An 18903-nucleotide genomic window follows, 5' to 3' on the forward strand; every position below is an offset into this window, starting at 1 on the left:
GGAATGCAATACTGTTATTGTTTATCCATGGCTCGCTTGATGCAAACGGCAGCGCCGCCCCAAGTGATACCTAAACCAATAACCATCATAATAATTGCGCTGATTGTCATTTTGCTGTCTCCTTGCGGTTCACTGCGTTGATCACTAGACCAAAGATAAAGAGTGCGGCGATAAGTGCCCAGCCTAAAGTTAGATCATAGCCACCGTAGCCTTCAGTAATTAGGGCGTATAGCTTGGTCGCTAAGATAATGGCGAGCATGATTGGTGTAACGAAGCGTAAGCAGATCTCGAACCATTGACCAACAGAGAAATCAGAGCGCTCGTTAACGTAATTACGTACTTCTGGCACGCGCTTCAATAGCCACGCCATCAAGACAATCTCAACCAGACCACCAACCATGATGCCAACGTTGTTTGCAAAGTGGTCTACTAGATCGAGTAGCAGCAGACCGCCATTGGTAGCAAACGCCATAGAGACAACGAAGCCAATACCAATCACAACATTTGCAGCTTTTTTACGGCTCCACTTCAGCTTGTCGATAATGGCTGAAGTTACGGCTTCCATAATTGAAATATGCGAACTTAGACCAGCAACCACCAGTGCAAAGAAGAACAGTGGACCAAGAATATATGGGGCAGGTAGTAGGTTAATTGCCGCAGGTAAAGTAACAAAAGCCAAGCCAACGCCTGCAGATACAACCTCTGTTAACGGCTTACCTTGCTCTTGAGCCATGTAACCCAATACTGAGAAGATCATGATGCCGGCTAGGATCGAGAAGCCACAGTTGATCAACACGGTCATAAACGCGTTATTCGTTATGTCTGACTTTTCTGGTAGGTAGCTAGAGTAAGCTAGCATGATGGCGAAGCCGATACTTAGCGTAAAGAAGATCTGACCATATGCCGCTGCCCATACTTTCACATCCCAAATTTTGCTGAAATCGGGTTCGAACATGTAGTTCACGCCATCTAGAGCTCCTGGCAAGAAAATCATACGTCCGATTAAGAAAATCACCATCAAGAATAGGATTGGCATCATAATTTTAGATGCTCGTTCAATTCCTGATTTCACGCCTTTGGCAATAGCGGTGTAAGTAATTGCCCAAGCAATCACCATGGATAAAGCAATCTTCCATTGAATACTGCCTAAGTCTGTTGGTGAGTTGTCACCTAGCTTTAGGTATTCACTAAAGAAAAATGCGTTGGTATCGGTTCCCCAACCTTGAGTGAACGACAACCCAAAGTAAGAAATCGACCAACCGATAACAGCCACATAGTAAACGGCAATAACTGCAGCCACACCAACTTGGAACCAGCCAAGCCATTCAAATTTAGAATGAATTTTCGCTAGTGTTTTTGGTGCCGAGCCTCGGTATTTTTGTCCCATACTGAACTCAAGGATCATAAATGGAATACCGGCAGTGATCATGGCAAAAATGTAAGGAATAAAAAATGCGCCGCCACCGTTTTCATAGGCCATGTATGGGAAACGCCAAATGTTTCCCAAACCGATAGCAGACCCAACTGCTGCTAAGATGAATCCCGCCCGGGATCCCCATTGTTCTCGCTTCATATTTGACTCCTATAAGACTCCCTGAGGAATGAAGCTCTCTACGTAACACAGTAATAATTGCGCAAACAGTTGGAAGAAAGGACCGCTGTTATCCATCAGCTTTTCTATCCTTAATTCTAACTTCTTATAATTTTATAGAGCTATATTCTGGCTACTGTAAGAGAAAGTAGATTATTAATCTTAAAATTTTGATGTGTGTTTGATAAAACTGAAATATTTATCTGTTTTCACTGATCAGACTAACTTCTAATAATACTTAGCGCAATAGAATCTAAATGTTAATTCAGATGCGTTGTATGGTTTTAATCTTGTTAAATTTGAGTTTGATTGTGGTTTTGTGTGGTTGGGTGGTTGTTTGTCTGGAATAAATGACTGGGATCTAATAATTGCTTTGGTGTTTAAGACTATTTTGATTAATTAGGGCGTACGGCTATCTTTTGTGCACCTATCTAGATGATGCTTCGTTACTTTGCCAAACAATGGTGTTTAGACGATATCCTTTATCGGCTCTGTGCAGGACTCGTTCAGCGTTCTTTGTGACGAGTCCTACAAAGGAACATGCATAAAAATTAGAAGCGGAAACTAAAACCGACATTTGATTGGAATTGGTTCATCCAATCAGTATCGAACTTAATGATACAGCTTGAGCCGTCATTAGGTAGAGTACAGGCGCCAGATGTATCGTTATCAACGACCGTACCTAACCATCTCAGTTGGGCTGTTAATGCAAAGTTCTTTGAAAATTCATATTCCAGTCCTGCAAAAGCGCTAGCCGAAAATCCGTATTTTTTGTCTACCCAATCCACATCGGCATAAGAAGCGCCCAAACCTACACCGATATAGGTTTGCCAATTTTCTGCGACAGGATAGTACATGCTGCTTTGGAAGTGCAGATAATGTATATCTGCTGAGTTGGACAGCTTTTCAAGTTCCGTCGATTGATTGGAGTAAAACAATCCGATCCTTCCTTTTTCTAAGGGAGTCTCGACTGAAAGAGCGTAGTTCACTGCGGGGTCGAGATCGTATGTATTACCACTTTCATCCTCTACTTGGCCGCCTCCTGTATAGCCTATGTATGGTGTAACGATGATATTCGCTTGTGCATTGATAGCAGTACTCATCATCATGATTCCTACTAGCCAGCTGAGTTTTTGGTTCATGCCCTATCTCCTTATTATGACTAAGCTAATTGTGATGGGTTAGTCAAAATTGCGCGACTAAATTAAGCAAATCTTGAACATATTTCACACCGGTGTTATTAATTTGTTACATATTAAGGAGGTGTTTATGGAACACGATCTAAAATCCGCATTAATCATTGTGGTGACTGTTTTTGCAGTGCTTTTGTCATTTGGCATCATTGCTATTACAACAGCTTAAGATAACCACTTTTACCAAACGTTTTAACAAAATGGCGTGAGCCTATGATACGTAACAGCGGTATAATCACAGAAAGCCATGCAGAGCTTGATGTAAAAGTTTATGAGCACTTTAGGCATGGTAAAACTGCTTTAGTCACGCAAGGTGGAGGGCAGAGAGGGATTTTTACCGCTGGCGTTTTAGACGCCTTTTTACTTTCCAACTTCGATCCTTTCGATGAATTCTATGGCACCTCTGCCGGAGCACTTAACTTATGTTCTTACTTGTGTCGTCAACATGGCATGGGCAAAGCTTTTATTACCGAGCTGACAACGTCTCCTGAATTTTTTAATCTGTTTCGCTATATCCGAAAGCAGCAGTACTTAGGTTTAGAGTGGGCATTAGAACGGATTCAAGATTTCCCATACAAGCTTGACCTTGATTTAGGTCGCAGTGCATTGGGAAAACGAGGAGCGTTTGCTGCGGTAACGAATATAGAGACGCTATCAGATCAGTATCTACCAATCTTGGATGACTCGTGGTTTAACACTATGCTAGCGACATGTGCGATTCCCAAGTTGTACCACGGACCTGTCGACGTAAATGGCAATAAGTTTGTTGATGGCGGCGTGTCTGCCTCTATCCCTGTACAAGAAGCGTGGCGTCAGAATGCTCGCAACATTATTGTCATTCGCACAGAGCCGTTTTCAGAGATTGAAGCGAGAGCCCAAAGTGAAGTGGGGGATGTGCCTGTCGAATGGTATCGAGAGTCTATCAACTCAGTACAGCAATCATGGCAGCAAAAAGTGAATCAGTGGAAGCTGGATTGGGCGTCGTTCTTCCAACAAAAAATTAATGCAGCACATCAATCGAAGCTTGCAGGGAAAATGCTGTTAAATGGAGGCCGTTGGTTGTTCGGTGCCGATAACTTGTATCGTTTAAGTCATCTGATTGGTGAGAATTTTGATTCAGGTTTAGCCGACATGCTGATGATTCATTATCAAACATTTGAGCTCACTCAGGCCTTTATATCTGCTCCACCTGACGACACTTTTATTTTACAAGTTGCGCCTAAAGAGGGACTTCGTTCTTCTTCTTTGTTAAGTGACCAAGAGTCACTAGAGCATGACTATCAACTTGGGCTTCAAGCTGGGTTTAACCTAGTTCAACTCTATGACCAGCTGGATGTTGAAATTGATGGTAGAGAGAGTGCATAAACCTTCTTACGTTCACGATGTGCGCAATATACAAAGCATATAAATAAGGCTCCATTTTCGGAGCCTTATTTGCGGGTTCTTGTGGTTAACTCCGGTTAGGTATAACGACTACGCTTGTAGAATGCGCATGCAGTTGGTTGAGCCAACAACATCCATTACATCGCCTTGAGTAATAATGACTAAATCACCTTTGTGCAAGAACCCTTGCTCTTTAAGGCTAGTAATCGCTGCTTGAGCCGTTGGTAAACCCGCATCACTTTTTGACTCGAAATATACAGGTGTCACGCCTCGGTATAATGCTGCTCGATTTAGTGTCGATTCATTCCGTGATAAGGCAAATATTGGCAAGCCAGAGCTTAAGCGAGACATCATCAACGCAGTCCTGCCGGACTCAGTTAACGAGATCATCGCTTTAATTCCTTCCATGTGATTCGCAGAGTACATGGTTGCCATTGCGATGGTTTCTTCAGCGGTTTCGAAGGTTCTATCTAAGCGATAGGTTGATAGACTTGCCTCCGACATTTTTTCTGCCCCCACACATACTTCGGCCATGGATTTGACCGTTTCTACAGGATATTTACCTGCAGCGGTCTCTCCAGAAAGCATCACCGCGTCAGTGCCGTCTAGAACCGCATTGGCTACATCCATCACTTCAGCACGCGTTGGCATTGGGCTAGTAATCATGGATTCCATCATTTGTGTCGCAGTAATCACGATACGGTTTAAACTGCGTGCGCGGCGAATCAGTTTTTTCTGGACACCAATGAGCTCAGGGTCACCGATTTCTACACCAAGGTCACCACGTGCAACCATCACCACATCGGATGCGAGAATAATGTCGTCAATAGACTCATTGGTCGCGACGGTTTCTGCTCGTTCGACTTTAGCCACTAACATGGCTTCAAGGCCTGCATCTCTGGCTAAGCGTCGAGCGTAATGCATGTCTTCGCCGTTACGTGGGAATGAAATAGCAAGGTAGTCCACTTGAATTGCTGCGGCGGTAAGAATGTCGGCTTTATCTTTCTCTGTGAGCGCATCGGCTGACAATCCGCCGCCTTTTTTGTTGATCCCTTTATTGTTGGACAGTGGACCACCGACAATCACACGGGTATGAACTTTATTACCCTCTACTTTGGTAACTTGCAGCTGAACGCGTCCATCATCGAGTAATAAAATGTCATTTGGTGAAACATCTTGCGGTAGTTCTTTATAATCTAACCCTACAGATTCTTTATTGCCTTCACCTTTTGGTAAATCACTATCTAATGTGAATTTATCGCCCACATTCAAAATGACTTGGCCGTCTTTAAACGTTGATACACGGATTTTAGGGCCTTGTAAGTCACCAAGAATAGCAACCTGACGCCCAAGTCTTGCTGCAATGGTACGGACTTTGTTCGCACGTTGAATGTGGTCTTCACTGGTTCCATGTGAAAAATTCATACGGACAACGTTTGCACCGGCTTTGATGATCTCCTCAAGTATATTGTCCTTATCCGTTGAAGGACCCAGCGTAGTGACAATTTTTGTTCGTCTTAATTTGGAAGTCATAGATTCTCCGATGAATGTGTGTGTACAGGTAACTTGAACTCTATCCTTACTTTACGCAATCGCTCTCAAGGTTAGCCTCGTTGCTGAGCCCACACCTTAAAGCTACTTGAATATAAGTATATGCACAGAATGTTTACATTAAGAGTAACCCCGGTAAAACAGACAGATATTCGACAGGCAATGGCCTTATTGATAAAAATGCGCTGCTTTAAAGGCACTACTTCATAATTTAGTGAATAAAAATAAGTTATTTTTCAAACAATTTAACAGGAGTAGATTCTTCGTTATTTGATTGAATACACAAACAAACAGGTTTATACGTGATGCTTGTCACGGGGATTTATTAATTCACTTCACAATTAGTTCGCAAAGTAAAAAAATTGTCCCGTTATAGAATTTCGGAGTGCAAGATGTACATGGCTCAACCGGGCCATATTGATCATATCAAACAGGTCAATGCTGGTCGTGTATATAAACTAATTGACCTAAAAGGTCCTATTTCTCGAATTGATTTGTCCAAGCAGAGTGAGCTTGCTCCTGCTAGTATCACCAAAATCACTCGAGAATTAATTGAAGCGCACTTGATTCATGAAACGACAGTACAAGAAGCGACGAGTCGTGGTCGACCTGCTGTCGGTTTGCAGGTCAATAATGAAGGCTGGCAATTTTTGTCAATGCGTTTGGGGCGAGGTTATTTAACTATTGCTTTGCATGAGTTAGGCGGTGATGTACTGATCGATACTAAAATCGAGATACACGAGCTTGATCAAGACGATGTGCTTGAGCGCCTGCTTTACGAAATTGATGAATTTTTTCAGACTTACGCGGATCAACTGGATCGGGTTACCAGTATTGCCCTTACGCTGCCTGGTCTCGTGAACTCAGAGCAAGGTGTCGTTTTGCAGATGCCTCATTACAATGTCGAAAATCTTGCTCTTGGACCAGAGATATACAAAGCAACAGGCTTGCCAGTTTTCATTGCCAATGACACGCGAGCTTGGGCATTAGCAGAAAAGCTTTTTGGTCATTCTCAAGATAATGACAACTCCGTTCTTATCTCTATCCACCACGGTTTAGGTGCGGGCATCATTCTGGATGGGCGCGTTTTGCAAGGTCGTCACGGTAACATTGGTGAACTCGGGCATATTCAAATTGACCCAAATGGAAAACGTTGTCATTGCGGCAATATTGGCTGTTTGGAAACCGTTGCCAGTTCTCAAGCAATTCGTGAAGAAGTCGTAAGACGAATCGCTGATGGCGAAGACTCTGTTCTTGCTAAACAAGAGGAAATGAGTATTGAGAGCATTTGTGAAGCCGCTGCAAACGGTGATCCTTTGGCCGTCGATGTGATTGAAAAACTTGGACGCTACTTAGGCTCTGCAATTGCTATTGTGATCAACTTATTTAACCCTGAGAAAATCTTGATCGGTGGTGTGATTAACCAAGCAAAAGATGTGCTTTATCCTGCGGTTCGTCGCTGTATCGAAGAGCAGAGTTTACCTGTTTATCACCAAGATCTTGAGCTGGTGGAGTCTCGTTTCTATAAGCAAGCCACAATGCCTGGTGCCGCGTTGATTAAGCAAGCGTTGTACGATGGTCAACTATTGATGAAGGTTGTGGAAGGTTAAGTACTTTTTAACATGATGATGTGCCTGGCTGTTGAGACTGCATTTGTAGGTGATTTAGGGTGAGACTTAACGGCTCACCCTTTTTGATCGCCTATTACTAGAAAGGGAATTTGAGTTATGTTGCATTGCTATATCTGCGCCATTCATGTAATTTCCTAAAAAGCTCAAGTAAATAAACAAAATGGCTTTCAATGTGCTGCGTGACTTTGCGTCTGATGCAAAGAGAAGTAATACGCTAAAACTGTTGTACTTTAAAGCTGTGCTCGAAAAGCCAAATATTTTAAGGTTATTTGGTTATATAACCTTGCTGTGTCTGTAATGATTTCGAGTAAAATAAGAATTATCCATAATTTAGGTAGTAGTATGTCCGGAGTGTTAAATACGGTTGACCAGCGTACAAACTTGGTTGGTGAAAATCGACTAGAGCTTCTGCTGTTCACTTTAAATAGTCGCCAATTATTTGCGATTAATGTGTTCAAAGTGAAAGAGGTCATCAAGCTTCCACCGTTAACCAAGCTCCCTGGATCGCACTACAATATTCGTGGGGTTGCTTCTCTACGAGGTGAAGCGGTACCAGTGATTGATTTACGAGGCGCAATTGGTTTTCCTGCTTTACGTGGTGAAGCGGAAGAAGAAAATTTGATCGTGACAGAGTACAACCGCACGGTGCAGGGCTTCTTAGTCGGTCCGGTTAAAAACATTATTAATACGGCATGGACTGAAATTCAGCCGCCTCCTTCCACGTCTGGTCGCTCGAATTACCTCACGGCTATCACGCAAATCAAAGAGGGGGATGCCTCTCAAATTGTCGAAATTATTGACGTTGAAAAAGTTTTAGCAGAGATCGTACATTACGACGTGACTATCTCGGAGGACATTCTCGATCAAGAATTGGCCCAAGCAATGGTCGGGCGTAATGTTCTGATTGTGGATGATTCCTCTACAGCTCGTAATCAAGTTCGCGATACGCTTTCTCAATTAGGTATGAATATCATCGAGTGTCGTGACGGGCTAGAAGCGTTAACGGTTTTAAAACGTTGGTGTGATGAAGGTAAAGATGTAGAAAAAGAGCTGTTGATGATGATTACGGATGCTGAAATGCCTGAAATGGACGGTTATAAACTGACCCATGAAGTGCGCCAAGATCCACGTATGTCTAAGTTGTTTATCACATTGAACACTTCTCTGAGCGGTAGTTTTAATGAAGCCATGGTACAAAAAGTAGGCTGTGATCGCTTTATATCTAAATTCCAACCGGATCTGCTGGTTGAAGTTGCTCAAGACCGATTACGCCAGATGCTTTCTAAAAGTGCATGATTAGATCTAGTGAAATCAGAGGGAGCGCACCTCTCTCTGATTTTTAACATCTCTCTCCTTAATTCCTCTGTACTAATGGAAATCCCGAGATTTACTTTGTAGATTGTTCAAGTAGTGCGTGCAATCCATCAACTTGCCAGCAATAACGTGCGTGACTTCTCCCTCTCTTTCAAGAATGCCTTTCACCATTAATACTTTAGCGCCTAAATACGCTTGCTTTTGGGCTCGTGCTGTCGCTTGCCAAACGACCACATTAATGTTGCCCGTGTCATCTTCTAGCGTAAAAAATGTCACGCCAGCGGCGGTGCCTGGAGATTGTCTTCCTGTTACCACGCCTACCACTGTGACCAGTGACTTATGCGGCTTCTCTGCCAGTTGCATCATGCGAGTAAAGTGAGGGAGTTTGCCCGTTTCTTCTAATAATTTAATTGGATGGCGGCTAAGAGATAGTCCCGTGCTTGCGTAATCCTCAATTAAATTTTCATATTCAGAGGGTTGAGTCTGGTAGCTAACATTGGGTTCTTCGACCTTGTGAAACAATGGTAGGTCAGATAAGGAATCCATTGCTGCCCAGCGAGCGTTATAACGATTCCCCGATAAGGCCTGAAATGCATTGGCTGAAGCCAATAATTCAATGTCACTTCGGCTTCTTAATATCTGCTTTACTTCTTGAATCGTTCGGTAACCATTAAGTGGTTTGCGCTCAATAAGCCTTTGTGCGCTTTCTGCGTTAAAGCCTTTCACCAAGCGAAAACCAAGTTGCACGCCGAGCCTGCCATTCGGACGTGAGACGAGATGATGCTGATATTTTGAATGATTGACGCACACCGGCAATACTTCGATGCCATGTCGGCGAGCATCTTGTACTAATTGCGATGGGCTATAAAATCCCATTGGTTGGCTGTTCAACAATGCAGTGTAAAATTCGGCTGGGTAATAATATTTTAACCATGCAGAACAATATGCCAGCACTGCGAAAGACGCTGAATGACTTTCAGGGAAGCCGTACTCACCAAAGCCGCAAATCTGATCGAAAATGCGCTCAGCAAACGCTAAGTCATAACCTCTCTCTTGCATACCATTGATCAGTTTTGGTCTGAATTTAGCGAGATCGCCATTCTTTTTCCATGATGCCATCGCTCGACGGAGTTGATCGGCCTCGCCGCCGCTAAACCCTGCGGCTACCATGGCTAGCTTGATGACTTGCTCTTGGAAAATAGGGACGCCCATAGTCCGCTCCAGAACGCTTTTTACTTCTTCCGATGGATAACTGACAGGCTCTTTGTGATCTCGTCGTTTTAAAAAAGGATGCACCATATCACCCTGAATAGGGCCTGGACGAACAATTGCAATTTGAATCACTAAGTCGTAATAACAAGCAGGCTTTAGGCGAGGAAGCATGCTCATTTGTGCACGAGATTCAATTTGGAATACGCCTATCGTGTCAGCTTTTTGGATCATGCGGTACACGTGTGGATCATCTTGTCGGCGAGTGAGCTCGGAAATCGAGAGGGATCGCTGGTGATGTTTCTCGACCAGTTGAAAGCACTTTTTGATGGCGTTTAACATGCCGAGTGCGAGTACATCGACTTTTAGTAGCTTCAAGCTTTCTAAATCGTCTTTATCCCATTGAATGATAGTGCGATCTTCCATCGAGGCATTTTCAACAGGTACCAACTCATATAAAGGGCCAGATGAAATTACAAAGCCACCTACGTGCTGAGATAAATGGCGTGGGAAGCCAATGATCTCGTTGACCAATTGGATAAACTGCTGCCCTTTGAGAGATTCTGGTTGTAAGCCAAGTTCAATAATTTGAGCTTGCCAGCCTTGGCTGCGATCTCGGCGATTAACGTTCTTAATGAAAAAATCTAATTGGGTCTCTTCAATCCCTAGTGCTTTACCGACTTCACGCACGGCACTTTTAAAGCGATAGCTGATCACTGTTGCAGCAAGTGCTGCACGCTCACGACCATATTTTTTGTAAATATACTGGATAACTTCTTCACGGCGCTCGTGTTCAAAGTCCACATCAATATCCGGCGGTTCCTTACGTTCTTTACTGATAAATCGTTCGAATAAGACAGCGATTTGTCGAGGATCGACGGCGGTAATTTCCAGGCAATAACACACCACAGAGTTTGCAGCGGAACCTCGCCCTTGGTAAAGAATGCCTTGCTGTTTCGCGAACATTACGATGTCGTGAATAGTAAGGAAGTAGTAGTGGTATTTCAGCTCTTGAATAAGCGCCAGTTCATTCTCGATGGTTTGATTGACTTCTGCTGGCACGCCTTCAGGAAAACGCAGCTTTTTACCACGTTCGACCAACATACGTAAGTAAGAGTCGGGTGTATAACCATCTGGGATCAGCTCGGTAGGATATTCGTATTTTAAATCGGAGAGCTTAAACTCGCATAAATCGGCGATGTAAGTACTTTCTTCCAGCCATTCTGGTTTGTAAATCCGAATCAACTTTTTAAAAGGACGAAGCGCTCGCTCAGTATTCGAAATACGGTCAAAACCGAGTTTATCGACGCTACACCCATGCTTTATAGCAGTAAGTACATGCTGTAATGGCAAGCGTTCAACATCATGCATGAGAACGCCTCCGCAGGCAGTTATAGGTAATTGAAATTCATGTGCTAACTGCTCGCAGTGCGCAATGTACTCAGTATCGTTGTTACTCAAATGGCGCTGAATCGCTACCCACAAACGATTAGCGTGGTGTTGATTGAGCCAGCGCCCCCAATAGTGATCACTCTCTTGATGTGTGGGCAGCCACAATACCAAACAATGTCGAACCGACATCAAATCCCATTCGAACAGTTGATAGTTGCCTTTTTCACTGCGTCTCCTTGCGTTTGTGATGATACGACACAACTCGGCATAAGCCTTGCGACAAGGGCAAAGCAGTACGATTTGGCATTCATCATTTAACCAAAACATACTTCCAACGATTTGTTTGATATCGAGTTTATGTTGTTCGATGGTCGCATGGGCTTTGACAATGCCCGCGACTGAACATTCATCCGTTATAGCTAGAGCTTGATAGTGATAGAAAGCAGCTTGGAGTACCAGCTCTTCTGCATGAGAAGCTCCAGTCAAAAAAGAGAAGTTAGACTGACAAAATAGTTCCGCGTAACTCATAATGACCCAACAAAAATAACTGTCGATTTAACAAAAATAGCCATGAAGAAACCAGTGCTTGTGCTGATCGCGAAATATCCATAACCAGCGGCCTTGCTTGGTGTGTGCAATGTAGTAATCACGCATGATCTCATCACCATCCCACCACCCAGAAACTATTCGCTCAGGTCCGTGGACCAAAGAAACTTGCTCTTGCAATACAATGGGAGTCGGTAATTGCATTGCTGGGCGTAGTATGGATGGTATGGCGTGCCCCTTTTCATCCGGAGCATCAGCAGGGCGATACTGACTGGCCTTTTCTGGTCTAGGATCGCAAGCAATATTGGGTTTTAAAACGGCACTTTTTCCCAATTTAGCTTGCAGTAAAGAGAGCAGCTCTAAAGCATTCATGTTTCCTTTCTGCCCAGCAAAGAGATCGCGTGATGCACTAAGAGGCTCACCTTGACGGATGACTTTTAACGTTAGCCCTGTGACTGGGCCATTAAGCGAGAGTGATTCTAAGCTTAAACTCGCTAACTGTTGCCAACGCTGACATAGGTAATCACCTTGCGCAGAAGTGAGTTGAAGGTGCTGCTCTTGTTTCTCACGCTGGTGGAGTGTTAAACACAGTTCAAAAGCGACCTTATCTCTTAATTTAAGAAAGGTTTCGAGTTGACGAAGTAATTTGGCCAACGGTTTTTCAATCCACTGAACGTTTTCGATCTCAAACAACAGCTCTAAATAAACTCGGAAGGATTCGGTAGGGTGATAAAGGTCGACAGGGTGTTTAAACTGCCCAGTCAGTCGACCAACGTAGTTCACCAAATCGATATCAAAGCGTCGTGCGATGTCTTGCAATGGCAGTTCAAGCAGGTTTTGCAATGTGGTGACGCCTACACGTTGTAACTTCTCTACTGTAGCGCTTGATAAATCTGCCAGTGTTAACGGTAATGGTGATAGGACTTTTTGTATGGTAGATTTGTCTTCACTGATGACGTTCGCTCCTGATATTGCCATCAATTTGGCAGCAAAAGGCGAAAAACCACATCCGAATTGAAAACTCAGTTTCAGCTCCGATAAGTGAGCTCTGACTTTATTCCAATAGTTTTCAAGCCCTTCATACAGAGCGAGCATTGGAGTAGCACGCAGTAAAATACCTTGGTTTGGCATCAACACAACGTCAGATGTGATCAAATACAACCACTGAGCTACCTCTTGTAATTTATTTAATTCGGTTTGTGGATGATAAGGATGCACTTGTAAATCTCGACACAAGGACGCAGCACTGCCTAAGCCCATACCAGGCTTAATGCCTTGTTGTTCGGCAATCTCGTTGTATTGAATAATCTGGCAACGTTGGCTTTCGACAATCACCACGGGTTGTTCTTGGTTATCACCAAAGAGTGCGTCTAGCTGCAGGCGAGGGAAGTGTAAGTAAATCCACAGAGACATATCACTAACCTTGGTTCGCCAGTGGGAAGTTGACCACAGTCGAGTGCACAGTTTCAGATGATGGTTTCACCAGTTGCGGGTAATGGTGTTGGAATCCGATACTAACGCTACCTCTATTCCAGCCTCCTTTCCTTTTCAGCACTTCAACATGAATCCCTTGCTCGTCGCCTTTCAGTTTTAAACTGAGTGACACAGGCAAAGACAAGCGGTTGATAGTATCTGTTTTAAGCATAAAGAGAGGGCAACTCCCTTGTTCACTTGCTACCTGTAAGCGTTTCACTTGATGTATTTCAAGCTCTTCTTGCCATAACAAAACATTACTGCATACCCCACTTTTCAGACATTGCTCTGCAGCCCAAAGAGCGTCTTTGGGGTGAGTTGGAGTAACGACCCACACTTGGTTTATATCCAACCCGATGTAGTGTAAAAACAGAGAATTCACTAGCGCAGGTGGTTGAATAAATGCGGTCACACCATTGGTCTGAGTGGCTTTTAAATAGGGAGCGAGCAAACGCAATTCACCAATACTACCAATAGATTCCATCTCCACTACGCCATGAGGTGGAAAGCCTCCGCCGAGCAAATCATCTAATTCAGAAAAACCGGAACTAGTCTGCAACTGCTGAGGATCTGCTTTCGTTAAATTTGCTTGCCAAACAAGGTGTTGGCTTTTTAAGTTCTGAATAATATCTTGCATAATAAATACCTGTATATATATACAGTATATTTCTGTGGGAGAAAGTCGCAAGATTTTTATGAAGAGAGAAATGAAAAAAGGCAGCGTTTGCTGCCTTTTCAATCGATTATGTGAGGTAACCTGAATGAGTTATTTACGCTTCGGTTGAGCGTCGATGCACTGACCGTTCACATCGGTAACCGCAGGATCCATTAAGTGCAAATATAGCGGCATGATATCCAGTGGCGTTTTGAGAGTATTCGCATCTTCACCCGGATATGCTTTTTCACGCATGCGAGTACGAGTGGCACCAGGGTTAATTGCGTTAACGCGGATCGGTGTATCACTCAGCTCGTCAGCCAAAACTTGCATCATGCCTTCTACGGCAAATTTAGAGATAGCGTATGGCCCCCAGAATGCGCGGCCAGAGTGGCCGACGGTTGAAGAGGTAAAGATAATACGCCCAGCTTCTGATTTACGCATCACAGGCAGTAGTGCTTGAGTCATTAGCACTTCGGCTTTCACGTTGATCTGCATGATATCGTCGAAGTCTTCCTCTTTGATTTGATCAAATGGACACAGCGAACTCAAGACACCTGCGTTGTGTAATAGACCATCCAAGCGACCAAACTGTCCTTCGATTGTCTCTGCCATATCAATGTAATTCTGCTGAGTTGCACCCTTGAGATCCAATGGAATGATAGCTGCTTGTGGATAGCCAGCAGCTTCAATCTCATCATAGATAGATTCAAGGTTTTGCACATTTCTACCCAAGAGAATAACAGTTGCACCGTGCTCGGCATAAGAAAGCGCGGCTTGACGGCCGATGCCATTACCAGCGCCAGTAACAAGAATGACTTTACCTTTTAGAGCATCAGCTGAAACGGAGTAGTTCACGGCGATAAATCCTTATTATTGTAAGAGGGTCCATGATAGTTAATTGACGCTAAAAAACGCCTGTTTCTCAATGGAAAATCTTGGTAATCGTGACAAGATGGTTACAATACACCAATTCATGTGTTATACCAATTCCAGAACTTTCGTTAGGTATGCTATCAATCAGAACAAGTGGTTACAAACCGCGCTGCCTTCTCGCTGATGTTTCTGCGTAACATACTAACGTCATCTGAAATGAGATAAAGGAGCTCTCGTTGGAATTTTTATTAGATTATGGTCTGTTTCTGGCCAAAATTATCACGGTGGTTGCTGCGATAATTGTTCTGCTCATTATTGCAAAATCGGCTGGTGGCAAATCGGGTGCGGCGAAAGGGGAGTTAGAGATTACCAACCTTTCAGAGCAACACAAACAATCTGTTGAGCAGTTAGAGCATCATTTGCATGATGATGCTTTCATCAAGGCTCGAGATAAAGCCGTCAAGAAAGAAGAAAAAGAGAAGAACAAATCTCGCGAGAAAGAAATCAAACAAGCGAGCAAAGACGGTTCATTAGATAGCAAGCGTGAACCACACCTATTTGTTCTTGATTTCAACGGTAGCATAGACGCAAAAGAAGTCGCGTCTCTACGTGAAGAAATCACCGCTATTTTGGCTGTCGCACGTGAAGGTGATGAAGTGTTACTTCGCTTAGAGTCTGGCGGTGGTATGGTTCATGGTTACGGCCTTGCCTCTTCTCAACTGGACCGAATCAAAGCTGCGGGTCTTCCTCTGACCATCTCTGTTGACAAAGTTGCGGCAAGTGGCGGTTACATGATGGCATGTGTAGCAGATAAGATTGTTTCTGCACCATTTGCAATTGTGGGGTCTATTGGCGTTATCGCACAAATTCCTAACTTCAACAAACTGTTGAAGAAACATGACATTGAGTACGAACAACTAACAGCGGGTGAATATAAACGCACGCTAACGATGTTCGGTGAGAATACCGATAAAGCGCGCGATAAGTTTAAGCAAGAACTTGAAGAAACACATGTCTTGTTTAAAGACTTCATCCGTGAGCGTCGTCCTAGTTTGGACCTAGACAAAGTAGCCACTGGTGAGCACTGGTTCGGTACACAAGCGAAAGAGCTTGGTTTGGTGGATGACATTAGTACATCTGATGATATCGTTGTTGCGGCATGCAAAGATAAAACCGTACTTTCTGTGCATTATGTGCAGAAGAAAAAGCTGGCAGACAAGCTAGCAGGTGTGGCGGGTAAAGTCGCTGATAGTGTGATTTTAAAGTTAGCTGAGCGTGGTCAAAAACCGATTGTTTAATCGAGCTTAAGTTCATGACATTTAAAACGGCGAGGGCAGAAGCTCTCGCCGTTTTTGTTGAACTTTATGTTTATTGATGAATCCAATTACGCATTAGGTGTAATGCTTTACACGACATTTTTCCTCGCTCCAAAGACTGATTACCCGTATAATGTGCGCCTCGAAAACCGAGCAAATTGCTGAAAAGAAACTATTGGTGGAGAAGAACATGTCCTCTCAAACTCCGGTTGTAACCGTAGATGGACCTAGTGGTGCAGGTAAAGGCACTTTATGTATGTTGCTGGCGAAAAAGTTGGGTTTCCAACTCTTAGATTCTGGCGCAATTTATCGTGTACTTGCACTCGCTGCGATTCACCACGGTGTCGACACCGAGTCAGAAGATGCTCTTGTCCCACTAGCAACCCACCTAGACGTTCAATTTATCGCGGAAGGTGACTTAGTTAAGGTCATTCTAGAAGGCGAAGACGTGTCAGGGGAGCTTCGTAAAGAAGAAACGGGTATGGCAGCATCTAAAGTTGCGGCTTTGCCACGTGTTCGTGAGGCATTACTACGTCGTCAGCGTGCATTTGAGACCGCTCCGGGTCTGGTTGCTGATGGTCGTGATATGGGCACAATTGTATTCCCGAGTGCGCAAGCAAAAATCTTCCTTGATGCGAGTGCTGAAGAGCGTGCAAATCGACGCCTTAAACAGTTGCAAGAGAAAGGGTTAGATGTTAGATTTGCTGACCTTTTAAGCGAGATCCAAGAGCGTGACGACCGAGATCGTAACCGCCCAGTGGCGCCATTACGCCCTGCTGAGGATGCGCTTGTGCTAGATTCTACGTCGATGACTATCGACGAAGTAGTAGAAAAGGCACTACAATATATCGAATCGAAGCTAGCTGAGTAATAATACTCGACTAGGCTAAGAGCGTTGGTCGCAAGGATGATGACTGGCGAATTTAATAACCCCATGCGGTAGGATACCCGTGGAAGTTTAATTTATTGAAGATTAATTAAATGACTGAATCTTTTGCTCAACTCTTTGAAGAGTTTCTAAACGAAACAGAATTCCAACAAGGCAGCATCGTTAAAGGTACTGTAGTAGCTATCGAGAACGGTTTCGTTCTTGTTGACGCTGGTCTTAAGTCTGAATCTGCTATCCCTGCTGAACAGTTCAAGAACGCTGCTGGCGAACTTGAAGTTGAAGTTGGCGCTGAAGTAGACGTAGCTCTAGACGCTGTTGAAGATGGTTTCGGTGAAACTCAACTTTCTCGTGAGAAAGCTAAGCGTCACGAAGCTTGGATCGTACTTGAGAAAGCTTACGAAGAAGCTGAAACTGTTGTTGGTATCATCAACGGTAAAGTTAAAGGCGGTTTCACTGTTGAACTAAACGGTATCCGTGCTTTCCTTCCTGGCTCTCTAGTAGACGTACGTCCAATCCGCGACACTGCTCACCTAGAAAACAAAGAGCTAGAGTTCAAAGTTATCAAACTTGACCAAAAACGTAACAACGTAGTTGTTTCACGTCGTGCAGTTATCGAATCAGAGAACAGCGTTGAGCGTGACGAGCTTCTAGAAACTCTACAAGAAGGTTCTGAAGTTAAAGGTATCGTTAAGAACCTTACTGACTACGGTGCGTTCGTTGACCTAGGTGGCGTTGACGGTCTTCTACATATCACTGATATGGCTTGGAAGCGCGTTAAGCACCCATCTGAAATCGTTAACGTTGGTGACGAGATCCAAGTTAAAGTTCTTAAGTTCGACCGTGAGCGTACTCGCGTATCACTAGGTCTTAAGCAACTAGGCGAAGATCCATGGGTAGCAATCGCTAAGCGTTACCCAGAAGGTCACAAACTAACTGGTCGCGTAACTAACCTAACTGACTACGGCTGCTTCGTTGAAATCGAAGAAGGCGTTGAAGGTCTAGTTCACGTTTCAGAAATGGATTGGACTAACAAGAACATCCACCCTTCTAAAGTTGTTAATGTTGGCGACGAAGTTGAGGTTATGGTTCTTGAAATCGACGAAGAACGTCGTCGTATCTCTCTAGGTCTGAAACAGTGTAAAGCTAACCCATGGCAGTCATTCGCTGAAGCACAAGCTAAAGGCGACAAAGTTACTGGTAAGATCAAGTCTATCACTGACTTCGGTATCTTCATCGGTCTAGAAGGCGGCATCGACGGTCTAGTTCACCTATCTGACATTTCTTGGAATGTTGCTGGCGAAGAAGCTGTACGTGAGTACAAGAAAGGCGACGAGATCTCTGCAGTTGTTCTAGCAGTAGACGCTGAGCGTGAGCGCATCTCTCTAGGCATCAAGCAAATGGAAAATGACCCATTCAATGCTTACGTTGCTGACAACAAGAAAGGTGTTCTAGTTAACGCTACTGTAACTGCTGTTGACGCTAAAGGCGCTACTGTTGAAATCGCAGAAGGCGTTGAAGGTTACATCCGTGCTTCTGAAGTATCACGCGATCGCGTAGAAGATGCTTCTCTAATCCTAAGCGCTGGTGATGTTGTTGAAGCGAAGTTCACAGGTGTAGACCGTAAGAACCGCGTAATCAACCTATCTATCAAAGCTAAAGACGAAGCTGACGAGCAAGAAGCAATGGCATCTATCAACAAGCAAGATGACAATGCATTCGGTAACGCAATGGCTGACGCTTTCAAAGCTGCTAAAGGCGAATAATATACTCGCTTAAGCAAAAAAGGAGCCGCAAGGCTCCTTTTTTATTTTTCAGCCCTAAACCACCTACTTCAGTAGGTGGTTATCATCCGTTTCGGCTTTGCCTGTAAAACTACTCATGCTA

The 18903-nt window shown here is 43.9% G+C and carries 15 protein-coding genes; 7 read left to right on the top strand and 8 right to left on the bottom strand.

Annotated features, from left to right (window positions below; all coding sequences use genetic code 11):
* Positions 1–14: 14 nt before the first annotated feature.
* From R7O03_RS10205 to R7O03_RS10215, 3 genes are all read right to left on the bottom strand, one after another.
* Entirely contained in the window at positions 15–110 is a 96-nt protein-coding gene (locus R7O03_RS10205) for a MetS family NSS transporter small subunit (protein WP_005372963.1), read from the bottom strand.
* Entirely contained in the window at positions 107–1573 is a 1467-nt protein-coding gene (locus R7O03_RS10210; RefSeq protein ID WP_005372966.1) for a sodium-dependent transporter, read from the bottom strand. Before R7O03_RS10210 ends, R7O03_RS10205 begins: the two co-directional genes overlap by 4 nt.
* 569 nt (positions 1574–2142) lie before the next feature.
* Positions 2143–2733 (bottom strand): outer membrane protein, encoded by a 591-nt coding sequence (locus R7O03_RS10215; protein WP_206970738.1) that lies wholly within the window; start codon positions 2731–2733, stop codon positions 2143–2145.
* A 127-nt stretch (positions 2734–2860) separates the two neighbouring features.
* Between R7O03_RS10215 and R7O03_RS10220 the strand changes: the two genes are divergently transcribed.
* Both R7O03_RS10220 and R7O03_RS10225 read left to right on the top strand, forming a co-directional pair.
* Positions 2861–2953 (top strand): YnhF family membrane protein, encoded by a 93-nt coding sequence (locus R7O03_RS10220; protein ID WP_005372970.1) that lies wholly within the window; start codon positions 2861–2863, stop codon positions 2951–2953.
* Positions 2954–2997: 44 nt separating this feature from the next.
* Complete coding sequence (locus R7O03_RS10225) at positions 2998–4149, top strand: patatin family protein (RefSeq protein WP_005372971.1); 1152 nt, start codon at positions 2998–3000, stop codon at positions 4147–4149.
* Between the two features lie 108 nt (positions 4150–4257).
* Here the strand turns inward: R7O03_RS10225 and pyk are convergent, their stop codons facing one another.
* Entirely contained in the window at positions 4258–5700 is a 1443-nt protein-coding gene (gene pyk / locus R7O03_RS10230) for a pyruvate kinase (protein WP_151515006.1), read from the bottom strand.
* A gap of 410 nt (positions 5701–6110) precedes the next feature.
* On the opposite strand from pyk, the gene R7O03_RS10235 reads away from it, so the two are divergent.
* Together R7O03_RS10235 and R7O03_RS10240 are read left to right on the top strand one after the other, a co-directional pair.
* On the top strand, positions 6111–7328 hold the full coding sequence (locus tag R7O03_RS10235) for an ROK family protein (RefSeq protein ID WP_213868095.1): 1218 nt from the start codon (positions 6111–6113) through the stop codon (positions 7326–7328).
* 363 nt (positions 7329–7691) lie between these two features.
* Positions 7692–8645 carry a chemotaxis protein CheV gene (locus tag R7O03_RS10240; protein ID WP_005372976.1) on the top strand — a complete coding sequence of 318 codons (954 nt, stop codon included), beginning with the start codon at positions 7692–7694 and terminating at the stop codon, positions 8643–8645.
* Positions 8646–8717: 72 nt separating this feature from the next.
* Here R7O03_RS10240 and R7O03_RS10245 read toward each other — a convergent pair whose 3' ends face one another.
* From R7O03_RS10245 to R7O03_RS10260, 4 genes are all read right to left on the bottom strand, one after another.
* Positions 8718–11792, bottom strand: coding sequence for an error-prone DNA polymerase (locus R7O03_RS10245; RefSeq protein WP_318131695.1), 3075 nt, complete (start codon positions 11790–11792; stop codon positions 8718–8720).
* A gap of 27 nt (positions 11793–11819) precedes the next feature.
* On the bottom strand, positions 11820–13223 hold the full coding sequence (locus tag R7O03_RS10250; protein WP_047103405.1) for a Y-family DNA polymerase: 1404 nt from the start codon (positions 13221–13223) through the stop codon (positions 11820–11822).
* Positions 13224–13227: 4 nt separating this feature from the next.
* The gene (gene imuA, locus R7O03_RS10255; protein WP_017821660.1) at positions 13228–13920 is read right to left on the bottom strand and encodes a translesion DNA synthesis-associated protein ImuA; all 693 of its coding nucleotides are present in this window, start codon (positions 13918–13920) and stop codon (positions 13228–13230) included.
* A gap of 129 nt (positions 13921–14049) precedes the next feature.
* Positions 14050–14796: a YciK family oxidoreductase gene (locus tag R7O03_RS10260; RefSeq protein ID WP_005372980.1), complete on the bottom strand. Its 747-nt coding sequence runs from the start codon at positions 14794–14796 to the stop codon at positions 14050–14052.
* Positions 14797–15050: 254 nt separating this feature from the next.
* On the opposite strand from R7O03_RS10260, the gene sohB reads away from it, so the two are divergent.
* From sohB to rpsA, 3 genes are all read left to right on the top strand, one after another.
* The gene (gene sohB / locus R7O03_RS10265; RefSeq protein ID WP_005385819.1) at positions 15051–16112 is read left to right on the top strand and encodes a protease SohB; all 1062 of its coding nucleotides are present in this window, start codon (positions 15051–15053) and stop codon (positions 16110–16112) included.
* 208 nt (positions 16113–16320) lie between these two features.
* On the top strand, positions 16321–17001 hold the full coding sequence (cmk, locus tag R7O03_RS10270) for a (d)CMP kinase (protein WP_021033981.1): 681 nt from the start codon (positions 16321–16323) through the stop codon (positions 16999–17001).
* Between the two features lie 110 nt (positions 17002–17111).
* The gene (gene rpsA / locus R7O03_RS10275) at positions 17112–18782 is read left to right on the top strand and encodes a 30S ribosomal protein S1 (protein ID WP_005385817.1); all 1671 of its coding nucleotides are present in this window, start codon (positions 17112–17114) and stop codon (positions 18780–18782) included.
* Positions 18783–18903: the final 121 nt, after the last annotated feature.

It is taken from the genome of Vibrio sp. Vb2960, assembly GCF_033337665.1.
GTDB lineage: Bacteria > Pseudomonadota > Gammaproteobacteria > Enterobacterales > Vibrionaceae > Vibrio > Vibrio alginolyticus.

What these genes read in the sequence shown, in the direction of transcription:
- R7O03_RS10245 (WP_318131695.1), bottom strand. Translation starts at nt 11,792, where the DNA reads ATGAGTTACGCGGAACTATTTTGTCAGTCTAACTTCTCTTTTTTGACT.
- R7O03_RS10220 (WP_005372970.1), top strand. Translation starts at nt 2,861, where the DNA reads ATGGAACACGATCTAAAATCCGCATTAATCATTGTGGTGACTGTTTTT.
- R7O03_RS10215 (WP_206970738.1), bottom strand. Translation starts at nt 2,733, where the DNA reads ATGAACCAAAAACTCAGCTGGCTAGTAGGAATCATGATGATGAGTACT.
- R7O03_RS10240 (WP_005372976.1), top strand. Translation starts at nt 7,692, where the DNA reads ATGTCCGGAGTGTTAAATACGGTTGACCAGCGTACAAACTTGGTTGGT.
- pyk (WP_151515006.1), bottom strand. Translation starts at nt 5,700, where the DNA reads ATGACTTCCAAATTAAGACGAACAAAAATTGTCACTACGCTGGGTCCT.
- rpsA (WP_005385817.1), top strand. Translation starts at nt 17,112, where the DNA reads ATGACTGAATCTTTTGCTCAACTCTTTGAAGAGTTTCTAAACGAAACA.
- R7O03_RS10205 (WP_005372963.1), bottom strand. Translation starts at nt 110, where the DNA reads ATGACAATCAGCGCAATTATTATGATGGTTATTGGTTTAGGTATCACT.
- R7O03_RS10250 (WP_047103405.1), bottom strand. Translation starts at nt 13,223, where the DNA reads ATGTCTCTGTGGATTTACTTACACTTCCCTCGCCTGCAGCTAGACGCA.
- cmk (WP_021033981.1), top strand. Translation starts at nt 16,321, where the DNA reads ATGTCCTCTCAAACTCCGGTTGTAACCGTAGATGGACCTAGTGGTGCA.
- R7O03_RS10235 (WP_213868095.1), top strand. Translation starts at nt 6,111, where the DNA reads ATGTACATGGCTCAACCGGGCCATATTGATCATATCAAACAGGTCAAT.
- R7O03_RS10225 (WP_005372971.1), top strand. Translation starts at nt 2,998, where the DNA reads ATGATACGTAACAGCGGTATAATCACAGAAAGCCATGCAGAGCTTGAT.
- imuA (WP_017821660.1), bottom strand. Translation starts at nt 13,920, where the DNA reads ATGCAAGATATTATTCAGAACTTAAAAAGCCAACACCTTGTTTGGCAA.
- R7O03_RS10210 (WP_005372966.1), bottom strand. Translation starts at nt 1,573, where the DNA reads ATGAAGCGAGAACAATGGGGATCCCGGGCGGGATTCATCTTAGCAGCA.